The sequence below is a fragment of the Streptomyces sp. NPDC088812 genome (assembly GCF_044750285.1).
Lineage (GTDB): Bacteria > Actinomycetota > Actinomycetes > Streptomycetales > Streptomycetaceae > Streptomyces.
In genome coordinates this window covers 153,425-162,769 of record NZ_JBIVJP010000003.1, presented here as the reverse complement: position 1 = coordinate 162,769, position 9,345 = coordinate 153,425, and the positions used below count along the sequence as shown (strand labels likewise).

Sequence of the window (9,345 nt, the reverse complement as noted above, 5' to 3'; positions counted from 1 at the left end):
CGGGCGTCGATCCCGTCCGTCAGGTCCTCACCCTCTCGCCACCCTGTACGGCACAGCCGTACAGGGTGGCGTCGTAGTCGTTCCGCACCCGGGCCAAGGTCTCGTCGACGTCATGGCCATGCGCACGAAGCCAGTGCAGGACGTCCGTGATGACCGTGATCACCGCTTCCTCGGCCACGGCCCGTCCCCGGGCCTCCCGTCCGGGCCGCACACCCGCGAAGGAAGTCAACAAGCCCTCGACCCTCCGCACACCGGGCGTGTCCACATGACCGTTCGGCGACGTGAGGCCCGTCGCCAACTCGCACCACGTGACCTTCCGATCGACACACAGCTCGACGCCCCACCGTTCGGCGACCGCGTCGACGAGTGCCATGCCCCGGCCACCCTCCGCGTCGGCGTCCGCGTCGTGCAGGGTGGGCAGGGCGCGGGTGTCGGGGTCGCGGACCTCGATGCGCAGGTGCACGCCGTTCATCGAGACCGCGAGGGTGGCCGGGGTGCCGGGGCCCACGTGGGTGATGACGTTGGACACCAACTCGCTGAGGCAGAGCTGGGCGTCGTCGGCGATGCCGTGCAGTCCCCAGACGGCGAGTTGCGTTCGCAGGGCCCGGCGCAGGCCGGCCACCTCCGTCGGTTCCGCCGTGAAGGCACGACTCCACGGCCTGCGCGGCATGCACGCGTCCTGACTCACCGAAAACCCCTCTCGTCGCGGCGACACCCCTTGAGCACGAACAGTCACGAGGCGTCACGATGAGTTGCACCGCCTTCAGAGTGATGGCTGCGGATCCCTTCGTGCAATGTGCACGGCGGGATTCCCACTTCCGAGTGATTGGCAGGCGCACCCCTTGGCGCAAGACTGAACGCCCGCTACTCGAATCGGGGTTGATATGGCCGGGTCACCCACGGCACGCCGTCGCCGCCTCTCCATCGAGCTGAAGAAGCTCCGCGAGCGGAGCACGCTCACCTGCGCCCAGGTCGGCCAGGCCCTGGACTGGAGTGGCTCCAAGGTCAACCGGATGGAGACGGGGAGCGGCCGGGTCCAACCGTCCGACATCGACGCGCTGTGCCGGTTCTACGGCACCAGCGACGACATGCGGGAGTTCCTCAAGTCACTGGCCCGGCAGGCCAAGGTGCGGGGCTGGTGGCAGGTCCACGGCTCCGGCGTGCCCGAGTGGTTCAACATCTACATCGGACTGGAACAGGACGCGTCCACCTTCCGCCAGTACCAGTGCGAGGTGGTGCCCGGCCTCATGCAGACGCTCGGGTACGCCTCCGAGCTCCACACGACGTGCGGGCACATGTCGTCGGCGGACGTCGAGAGGGCCGTGCGCGTCCGCATGGAGCGGCAAGCCATGCTGAGCCGCCCCGACGCCCCGGACTCCTGGTTCATCGTGCACGAAGGCGCCCTGCGCAACGTCATCGGAGACCGCACGCTGATGCGGGAGCAGTTGGAACGCATCCTGGACACCGCCCGGTTGCCGTCCGTGACGTTGCAGGTGCTGTCCTTCGACTCGGGCTCGTACCCGGTCACGGGCTCCTTCACCATGCTGGGCTTTCCCGCCCCGGAGGATCCCGACCTCGTCTATCGGGACGGCATCACCGATGCCGTCTACCTGGAGGGCGAGCATCATGTACGGGAGTACACCCGGGCGTTCGACGGTCTGCGGGCCGCGGCTCTGAGTCCTCGGCGCTCGACCCATCTGATCGAATCGGTTCTGAAGGAATACGCGGAATGAGCATGGTGAAGCCCAGCGGTGACGCACGTCCGCAGTGGGTCAGGTCGTCGCACAGCAACGGCGCGGGCGGGGAGTGTGTGGAGTGTGCCGTGACCGACATCGGCGCCCTGGTCCGTGACTCGAAGGACTCGGGGGGGCCGGTGATATCCATCGGGAGCGCCGCTTGGCTCACCTTCGTGGATGCCGTGAGGCAGGACACCGAAGGCTGACCCGCCGGCCGAAGCTCGGTCCGGGAGTCGACGTAGGCGGTCGTGGGTGCAGGGAGAGGTACTCGCCTGCCCGCCGTTCAGCCCAGAGCCTCGATCGCCCGGAGGATCAGCGCCCGGGCCTCGGCTCCGTAGACCGCCATGCTCCGCAGTTGCTCGAATGCCTTGACGTACAGGGCGATATCCGAAGGCTGCGTGATGTTGACCTCGGCGGAGATCAGCTCGACGGAGACGAGCGTGTCGTCGTGCACGTCGAATGTTTCCTGCGGCCACAGCGTCCGCTCTCGCGTCGACGCCGGGATGATGCCGAACGACACGGCCGGGAGCGCTCCGGCCGTGAGGAGAAAGCCGAGTTGTGCGGCCATCGCGTCCGCGTCACCGAGCTGGTAGTGGAGCACTGCTTCCTCGATGACCATCACGAAGCGATGGCCCGGCTCGTGGATGATCTGCGAGCGCTGGAGGCGTGCCGTGGCGGCTTCCGCCGAGTCGTCCGGGACGCCGAGGAGGCGGGCGTTGGTGCTCAGCAACGCCCGCGCGTATCCCTCGGTCTGCAACAGCCCCGGGACCAGAACAGGGGAGTACACGCGCAGCAGGTCCGTCGACCGGTACAACTCCACGTAGCTGTCCTGGAGCTTCCGCAGGCCCGCACGCACACGTTGACGCCACTCCCGGTACAGGGACTCCGCGTGCTGGGAAGCCGCGATCAAGTCGTCAGCCTGGTCGTCCGCGCCGGTCACGCGACACCATGCGCGAATGTCCGCAGGCGATGGCGGTGTCTTGGCGTTCTCGACACGAGACGTCTTGGCATGGTGCCAACGGCATTGCAAGGCCAGCTCGGTGACCGTGAGGCCGGCGTTTCTGCGCAGGTCGCGCAGGCGCCGCGCTACGTTCTCGCGCGCCGCCTGGGCCGAGGAGGACGGGGATATGGGCATGAGCCGGTCAGTGGCGCTTTCTGTCAGTGGGTCTCGTAGGCATCGTGCGGAACACCACGCTCCCAGACTGCCTCGAAGGCGTCCGAGCACTGCTTGACGATGGTCGGCTCGGTGCACAGTTCCATGGGTGGGTCGCCCCAGTCGCCGGAACCTGAGAAGTGGTTGAAGAGGACCTGCGCTTCGTCGAAGATCCACAGGTCCGTGCCCGGCACCATCAGGTCGGCTGCTCGTCGGCGGGACAACCAGCGGACCTGTTCGCCCGCCTGCACGTTGACGCCGGTTCCGGCGTGCTCGTAGCGGATGTAGTCGGTGACCGGCTCGGACACGATGCGAGCCCGTCGGACGACGACCCCCCGGGCGACCGCCCGCGAGATCATGTCGACCCAGGGCGCCCAGTACTCCGAGGTGGGGTCCGCGTCCCGTCGGCCGGTCCGCACCCAGATGTCGTAGTCGTCGGTCTCATCACCGACCGCGTACTGGTCGCGCATTTCGAGGTGCACGGCGGAGCGTTGCGCAGCCTCCATCAGCTCGTCAAAGCTGGGCACGTTCTGCGGCATCGCAAGCCTCCCTCAGAACCGGCACGAGGCGGGCGGGGATGCGCACGACCGTCTCGTGATCAGGGATGCCCTTCACATGCCCGGGTGCCGGGTTCTCCACGCACCGGGCTCGCGTCTCTTCGTCTGCGACGTAGCTCTGGATCACGATGTCCGCCGTCTCCGGATCGACCCAGGCTGTGGGTGACCCGTTCTTCCCCCGTGTCCGGGTCGACCCCGATGAACCGTAAGCGCATGACTGTCTCCCGTCTTGCAGCGGTGCGCTGATGTGCATTCAGAGTTCTCTCCGATACGGCGCTGCGTCAAGAGCGCACAGGCGCTGGGCAAGTGATTCGAGCTGGATGCACATCCGTGCACATTACTGGTACCGCACCATGCCAGGCACTTAGCTTCGTGATCAGCGGCCGGCCGTAACGGGCTCGAGCCCACATCGACGCCGCAGCCATGTCCTGGACGGAACAAGCACACGGGAGGCAAAGGTGACCACCGCCGCCACCGAGACCCGCACCGGCCGGTCCCTCGTCACCGGAGCCGAGTTCGACACGCTCGCCGCGTTCTGCGCCGACGAGTACGGGCTGGAACGCCGTGTCGCCGAGCAGGTCGTCGACCAGGCGCTCGCCCTGGTCTTCGTGATGGGGACGAGCGGTGAGGGCGCGCGGATGGCGCCGTCGCAGCTGGTCGATCCCGGGTGGCACACGCTCATCCTGCACACGGGCTGGTACGCCGACTGGTGCGAGCGGAACTTCGGGTACTTCCTGCACCACCAGCCGAACTCGAAGGTGCGTACACGTGGGCTGATGGCCGACGTGGTCGGCAGGCTGCGGGCCGCCGGGTTCGAGGTCGACGAGCGGCTGTGGGGCACGGCGGCCGAGTGCAACCCGCCCGCCTGCTGCGGTGACGGTCCCTGCTGCTGACCGTCCCCTTTCCCCTGCGGGGTGGATCGGCCGGCCCTCATCGCGGCCGGTCCGCCCCGTCCCGGCACGCAAGAAACGGACTCGCCGCGTGTCCCTGACCGAGCTGACCGCCACCAGCCGGGTGACGGTCTTCCCCCTCGAAGGACTCACCGTCGCTTACACCACTCACTCCAGCGACGCTCGCGGCCTCGGCGACATCGGGGTCGTCGCCGTCGTCGACGTACAGCGCGACGACGACGAACTGTGGCTGCTCGCACGTGAACTCGGCGGCCGCGCTCACCAAGGTGACCAGGCCCGCTGGATCCTCACCCAGGCGAGCCGCGCCCGTATGGTCAAGGCCTACGAGGACCTTCCGAACGCGGTGTGGACCGCGTACATCCGGCGGCGGGTCGTGCTGGACGCGCTCTTCGCCAACCACGCGGTTCTGATGACCGGTCGGGTGTCCCTGGCGGCCTCGATCACCAGGCGGAACTAGTGTGGGCGTCGAGCGGCCCGGCACGGCCGGGAGTTCCGGCTCGTCCACAGGGACACCGGAGTCTCCGCCTTGCTGTTCACAGCGAATCCCGGTCCAGTACTCGGCCACCGCCGCATCCAGGTCCACCACGCTTCGCTGGGTCAGCACACGGTCGACGAGCGGGCGATCGGCGAGTACCGAAGCCTCCTCCGAGTTCGGTTGAGAGGTCATCCCGCCTGAAGTTCGGCGACGATTCGCTCCGCCATGCGCCGCGCAGGGCCCAGCCGGGGGTCCTGAGGGTGCGCGCCCGGACCGACGATCTTCGAGCAGGTGAACAGTGTCATCAGTTTGCCGTCCCGGCTTTCGAAGTCGCGACGCCGCTCCTGTCGTACGCGATCGGCCAGAGCCGGGACTGCGAGCGAGCTTCCCCACAGGGTCGCGGAGTCCAGTCCTCGCGGCGCGTTCCCCCAGTCCTCCCAGTCGAAGAGACAGAACGTCGGCGCGGTCATGTTGGCCCAGTTCAGATCCGCATGGGCCGGCGTCCACTGTCCGACGGTCGTGTCGAAGTCGCCCAGGAACGCGGCGCGGACGGTCTCGGTTACGAGAGCCTGCGTGATCGAAACGGTGTCCGGTGTGGCCAGGCGCCTGGTGTCCTGCGCGGCGAGTGCGTCAAGTGAGGCGTTGAACACCTGCCACCACGCATCGGGCAGCTTCGGGTCATCGCTCAGTACGGCGGTGCCGACGGGGTCTGCAGGCAGGAGTTCGGTCTCGTCAGCCCGCCACATCACGCATTCGTCAGAGTCCCCCCACACCACACATCCCCGCCATGCCGGCCGAGCGATGTTCTCCAGACGCTCGGCGCACTCGGTGCCGTTCCGACCCTGGTCGCTGATCTTGTCCAGCGACCGACGTTCCACCCGGACCCACGTGTCGCGGTCTGTCCGGGCTCCCACCGAGCGGCGCTTGCGCACCACCGTGTCCGGAGCGAAACACACCTGAAAGGACCGCTCGACACGAGCAAGGATTTCGTCAACCGGATCAATCCGGAGATCAACAGCGCGACCTGGGGTGACCGAGAGCGTCATGAAGGCGACCGTAACAGCGGGGCGGCCTGTTGGAGTGGGCGTGCCGCTCTCCCCGCGGACGGCGGGGGTCGGGCAGTTCACCCGTGTCCGGTCGGTACAGAAGCCGTCCGTGGCCGGCTGGCGGACCGCCCGACAGTGATCAAACCGAGTGATCCGGATGGAAAGACCCGCGGTCGCGTCCTCGTTCTGCCACCCGGGCAGCTTCGCGAGACGGTGCCTGGCGGACCAGGAGGTGGCTTCGGTCGGTCAGCCTGCTGTCAAGCTCTGCGGGGCCTGCGCCCGCACGAAGCCGTGGCTCCGCTCCACTTTCGCCACATGCAGCGTGTACCTCTCGTACCACTCGTCCCGCCCACGCTTCTGCGCCGCGCGGTGCTCGGCGTTGGACCGCCACTCCGTGAGGGCGTCGGCGTCGCGGAAGTACCCGACGGTGATGCCCAGCCCACCAGGAGTCTGCGCGTGGTCCATCCCCAAGAAGCCAGGGACGTCCTTCACCAGCTCTTCCATGCGTGCGTTGGTGTCGCTGTAGCCGCGCTGGTCCTGGGTGCGCACCGTGGTGAAGACAGCCACGTAGTAGGGGGGTTCATAGGCCTCGACGGGCGCGACAGGCGCTTGCGGGTGATCGCTCATGGCACCACCGTAAGGCGGGATGCGCCCGACGATCCAGCGCCTTCCCTGAACGGGATACGTGACGCTCGGGCTCCTGGCGGAAGCCGTCCGAGCGCTCCGGCCCTGAACGGATGAAGGGCAGGTGCCCGCTCGGTCGAGAGGGCACCGGCCCTTCATCCGTTCCCGTTGTCCGACGCCCGCCTTCGACCGTCGGCCGCCCCGGGGCGTCGGTCCTTACGGCCGGGCGGTGGACGGGTGTCCGCGGGGGGCCAGTTCCGCCCTGCCGAACAGGAGGGCGTAGCCGGGTGGGAGGTGGGTCAGGAGGCGGTCGGTGAGGTCGTCGCCGAGCAGGCCGGGCAGGACGCCCAGGACCGAGCCGGCGTGCCAGCGGGCCGTGGCCGCCGTGGCGCCCTCGATACGGGCGGCGATGGTGTCGACGAACTCCGTCGCCGGGCGCGGGCGGGGCGCCGGGACGCGGGCGGTGATCTCCTCGGACGCCTCCCGGGGGAGGGCTCCGGCCAGGGCCGCGCGCTCGTCGCCGGTGACGTGGGCGGCGAGGGCGGACAGGACGGTGCGGGTGATGTGCTCGGCCTCGGCGGTGGTCGGGTACCGGCCCGCCGTCCGTACCGACGCGATCAGGTCGCTCCAACGGTCCTCGGTGCCGGGCGCGCGCCGCGTCCGCGGGCCGGGGATCACCGTCCTCGCTGTGGGAGGGGTGGTCGTCGTCGCGGTCATGCTGCGGGGGTCCTCCTCGGGGTGGCAGGTGAGCGGTCCGCGTCCCACGGGCCCGGGAGGGGAGGTGCCCGGGAGGCGCGGGGCCGGGAGACCGGGTACCGGACAGACCGGATGCCGGACAGACCGGGTGCCCTGGGCCGTGGGACGCGTGGAGAGGGGCGGCGGCCGGTCAGCCGCTCAGCTGCTTGGGGCCGCTGTCGCCGCCCGTGATCTGGATGCGGCGCGGCTTGGCCTGTTCGGCCACGGGGATGCGCAGGGTGAGGACACCCGCCTCGTACGAGGCGTCGATGCGGTCCGTGTCCAGGGTGTCGCCGAGGAAGAGCTGGCGGGTGAAGGTACCCGTGGGACGCTCGGCGACCAGGACCTCCGCGCCCTCGGGGGCGGGGGAACGGCGCTCGGCGCGGACGTTGAGGACGTTGCGTTCCACGTCCAGCTCGATCGTCTCCGGGTCGATGCCGGGGAGGTCGAAGTGGACGAGGAAGTCGTCCCCGGACCGGTAGGCGTCCATCGTCATCGCGGCGGGACGGTTCGCGGTGCCGAAGACCTGCTGCGCGAGTCGGTCGAAGTCGCGGAACGGGTCGGTACGCATGAGCATCACGGTCCACTCCTCTCATCGGGTTCTCGGTGCGATGCCCTACGCCTTCTTGTATAGCGCCTGCGAGGAAAGTTGACAACCCTCGACTCAGGTAAGTGGCGCGGCGTCGTGGTGAGTCCTTGCGTCCCCGTTCAGGCCGGGGGGGCAGCTGGTAGGACGCTGTCCGGCGCTAGCCTCGTGGACGACCCGGAGGAGGCAGTGATGAGGAAGGTTCCCAGTGCGGTGATCGCCGCCGGTGGGCTCGTCGGCGGGTACGGCGTGGCCCGGTGGAGCGGGAAACGGCAGCTCGGCGGTGTCGTCCTGGCCGCCGCCGGGGCCACGGCGGCGCGGGAGTGGCGGCAGCGGGCCGGCGGGACGGCCGCCGGGGTGCTGACGGCGGCGTACGTCGCCGCGTTCGCCGGGTCGCATCCGCTGGCCAGGAAGGTGGGCGCCTGGCCGTCGGTGTTCGGGGTCGCGGGGGCCGTCGCGCTGGCCTCGTGGGCGGTGGCCGACCGGCGGGGCTGAGGAACGGGCCGGTTCCGCCGGTTGCGGGGTGAGGCCCTGTCAGCCGCGCGGCTCATCGGCCCAGCGCCGACCGCAGCGTCACGCCGTGCCGCCGCCGCAGCCGCCGTATCTCCCACACCGACAGGGCCGTCACCGACAGGGGGCCGCCCAGCAGGAAGGTGTAGAGGACGAGCGGCGGGGCGGCGACCCCCGGGCCGTCGAACAGGCCCAGGGCGAACAGGGACCAGACCAGGAGCGGGGAGAGCAGCGGCGGCAGCAGTTCGTGGACGTCGCCCACGCGGAAGCCGGAGTTGACGCCGTAGACGATGAGCAGCAGCGTGAGGGGGATGCCGAGGAGGAGTCCGACGAGGCAGAGCAGGCCGCCGACGAGGAACAGCAGCATCACCAGCAGGCCGACGAGGATGCCGTGGTAGCCGATGTCGGCCGTCGAGACGACGTCCCCCTTCAGGCACGCCAGCAGGAACCAGCACCCCGCGAAGCCCAGCAGGATCGCGCCGACGGTGAGCAGCGGGCCGGTCAGGCGCCGCGCGTACACGCCGGACAGCGGGGAGCGGGCCGCGCAGAGGAAGGCCGTCACGGCGAGGAACGCGGTCGTGAACATGATCGCGCAGGCGAGGAGCAGGTCCTCCAGCTTGCCCAGGACGAACTCCTCGCGCCCCTCCGTGATGGGGTACGCCAGGACCAGCCACACCGTGGCCACCAGCCCCAGGACCGTACGGGCCGTCTGGAGCGCCCGGACGACCGGGTCGTCGATGCGGTCGGGGCGGGACGGCGCGGTGAGGCGCGTGGCGAGGGTGTGCGGGTTGGGTATCGGGCGGCGGGGCGCGGACGTGGTCCGGCCGGTGGTGTTCACGTGTGCGTCTCCCCCGAGTACGTGACGGTGGTCCACGTGTTCGCACGTGCCACGGCCGCACACCTTATACGATCTTCATTTCGCCGCCGATGGTGTTTCCCACGCCGGTGTCCTCACGTCGGCGCTCTGACCTGGGCGTTCCGACGCCGGTGGCGGGAATCCGTCGGACCGTGG

General features: G+C 69.6%; 13 protein-coding genes and 1 pseudogene. 5 read left to right on the top strand and 9 right to left on the bottom strand.

Annotated elements, in window-relative coordinates:
• Positions 1–19 precede the first annotated feature (19 nt).
• Positions 20–670 (bottom strand): ATP-binding protein, encoded by a 651-nt coding sequence (locus ACIP67_RS06905; RefSeq protein WP_401688478.1) that lies wholly within the window; start codon positions 668–670, stop codon positions 20–22.
• Positions 671–884: 214 nt separating this feature from the next.
• Here ACIP67_RS06905 and ACIP67_RS06900 point away from each other — a divergent pair, with 214 nt between their 5' ends.
• Together ACIP67_RS06900 and ACIP67_RS06895 are read left to right on the top strand one after the other, a co-directional pair.
• Positions 885–1,733, top strand: a complete 849-nt coding sequence (locus ACIP67_RS06900) for a helix-turn-helix domain-containing protein (RefSeq protein ID WP_401688475.1) — start codon at positions 885–887, stop codon at positions 1,731–1,733.
• Complete coding sequence (locus tag ACIP67_RS06895; protein WP_401688472.1) at positions 1,730–1,942, top strand: DUF397 domain-containing protein; 213 nt, start codon at positions 1,730–1,732, stop codon at positions 1,940–1,942. The genes ACIP67_RS06900 and ACIP67_RS06895 overlap by 4 nt, the downstream gene beginning before the upstream one ends.
• 77 nt (positions 1,943–2,019) lie before the next feature.
• On the opposite strand, the gene ACIP67_RS06890 is transcribed toward ACIP67_RS06895, so the two are convergent.
• From ACIP67_RS06890 to ACIP67_RS06880, 3 genes and pseudogenes are all read right to left on the bottom strand, one after another.
• Complete coding sequence (locus tag ACIP67_RS06890; protein WP_401688469.1) at positions 2,020–2,871, bottom strand: helix-turn-helix domain-containing protein; 852 nt, start codon at positions 2,869–2,871, stop codon at positions 2,020–2,022.
• Positions 2,872–2,894: 23 nt separating this feature from the next.
• Positions 2,895–3,428: a DUF6879 family protein gene (locus ACIP67_RS06885; RefSeq protein ID WP_401688467.1), complete on the bottom strand. Its 534-nt coding sequence runs from the start codon at positions 3,426–3,428 to the stop codon at positions 2,895–2,897.
• A pseudogene (locus tag ACIP67_RS06880) lies at positions 3,403–3,661 on the bottom strand (hypothetical protein). The gene ACIP67_RS06885 and the pseudogene ACIP67_RS06880 overlap by 26 nt, the downstream one beginning before the upstream one ends.
• A gap of 243 nt (positions 3,662–3,904) precedes the next feature.
• Here ACIP67_RS06880 and ACIP67_RS06875 point away from each other — a divergent pair.
• The gene (locus tag ACIP67_RS06875; protein ID WP_401688464.1) at positions 3,905–4,339 is read left to right on the top strand and encodes a hypothetical protein; all 435 of its coding nucleotides are present in this window, start codon (positions 3,905–3,907) and stop codon (positions 4,337–4,339) included.
• A gap of 88 nt (positions 4,340–4,427) precedes the next feature.
• Positions 4,428–4,814, top strand: coding sequence for a hypothetical protein (locus tag ACIP67_RS06870; protein WP_401688462.1), 387 nt, complete (start codon positions 4,428–4,430; stop codon positions 4,812–4,814).
• A 206-nt stretch (positions 4,815–5,020) separates the two neighbouring features.
• Here ACIP67_RS06870 and ACIP67_RS06865 read toward each other — a convergent pair whose 3' ends face one another.
• The 4 genes from ACIP67_RS06865 to ACIP67_RS06850 form a co-directional block, all read right to left on the bottom strand.
• A complete protein-coding gene (locus ACIP67_RS06865; protein ID WP_401688460.1) occupies positions 5,021–5,878 on the bottom strand; it encodes a hypothetical protein in 858 nt (285 codons plus the stop codon).
• Positions 5,879–6,124: 246 nt separating this feature from the next.
• Positions 6,125–6,505: an antibiotic biosynthesis monooxygenase family protein gene (locus ACIP67_RS06860; RefSeq protein WP_401688457.1), complete on the bottom strand. Its 381-nt coding sequence runs from the start codon at positions 6,503–6,505 to the stop codon at positions 6,125–6,127.
• 213 nt (positions 6,506–6,718) lie between these two features.
• Complete coding sequence (locus ACIP67_RS06855) at positions 6,719–7,219, bottom strand: DUF2267 domain-containing protein (RefSeq protein ID WP_401688454.1); 501 nt, start codon at positions 7,217–7,219, stop codon at positions 6,719–6,721.
• Between the two features lie 169 nt (positions 7,220–7,388).
• Positions 7,389–7,814 carry an Hsp20/alpha crystallin family protein gene (locus ACIP67_RS06850; protein ID WP_401689261.1) on the bottom strand — a complete coding sequence of 142 codons (426 nt, stop codon included), beginning with the start codon at positions 7,812–7,814 and terminating at the stop codon, positions 7,389–7,391.
• Between the two features lie 201 nt (positions 7,815–8,015).
• Here ACIP67_RS06850 and ACIP67_RS06845 point away from each other — a divergent pair, with 201 nt between their 5' ends.
• A complete protein-coding gene (locus tag ACIP67_RS06845) occupies positions 8,016–8,318 on the top strand; it encodes a hypothetical protein (protein ID WP_401688451.1) in 303 nt (100 codons plus the stop codon).
• 52 nt (positions 8,319–8,370) lie between these two features.
• Here the strand turns inward: ACIP67_RS06845 and ACIP67_RS06840 are convergent, their stop codons facing one another.
• Positions 8,371–9,171 (bottom strand): hypothetical protein, encoded by an 801-nt coding sequence (locus ACIP67_RS06840; RefSeq protein WP_401688449.1) that lies wholly within the window; start codon positions 9,169–9,171, stop codon positions 8,371–8,373.
• Positions 9,172–9,345 lie beyond the last annotated feature (174 nt).

Coding starts and splice junctions, on each gene's coding strand:
- ACIP67_RS06905 (WP_401688478.1), bottom strand. CDS start 670: ATGCCGCGCAGGCCGTGGAGTCGTGCCTTCACGGCGGAACCGACGGAG.
- ACIP67_RS06900 (WP_401688475.1), top strand. CDS start 885: ATGGCCGGGTCACCCACGGCACGCCGTCGCCGCCTCTCCATCGAGCTG.
- ACIP67_RS06895 (WP_401688472.1), top strand. CDS start 1,730: ATGAGCATGGTGAAGCCCAGCGGTGACGCACGTCCGCAGTGGGTCAGG.
- ACIP67_RS06890 (WP_401688469.1), bottom strand. CDS start 2,871: ATGCCCATATCCCCGTCCTCCTCGGCCCAGGCGGCGCGCGAGAACGTA.
- ACIP67_RS06885 (WP_401688467.1), bottom strand. CDS start 3,428: ATGCCGCAGAACGTGCCCAGCTTTGACGAGCTGATGGAGGCTGCGCAA.
- ACIP67_RS06865 (WP_401688460.1), bottom strand. CDS start 5,878: ATGACGCTCTCGGTCACCCCAGGTCGCGCTGTTGATCTCCGGATTGAT.
- ACIP67_RS06860 (WP_401688457.1), bottom strand. CDS start 6,505: ATGAGCGATCACCCGCAAGCGCCTGTCGCGCCCGTCGAGGCCTATGAA.
- ACIP67_RS06855 (WP_401688454.1), bottom strand. CDS start 7,219: ATGACCGCGACGACGACCACCCCTCCCACAGCGAGGACGGTGATCCCC.
- ACIP67_RS06850 (WP_401689261.1), bottom strand. CDS start 7,814: ATGCTCATGCGTACCGACCCGTTCCGCGACTTCGACCGACTCGCGCAG.
- ACIP67_RS06845 (WP_401688451.1), top strand. CDS start 8,016: ATGAGGAAGGTTCCCAGTGCGGTGATCGCCGCCGGTGGGCTCGTCGGC.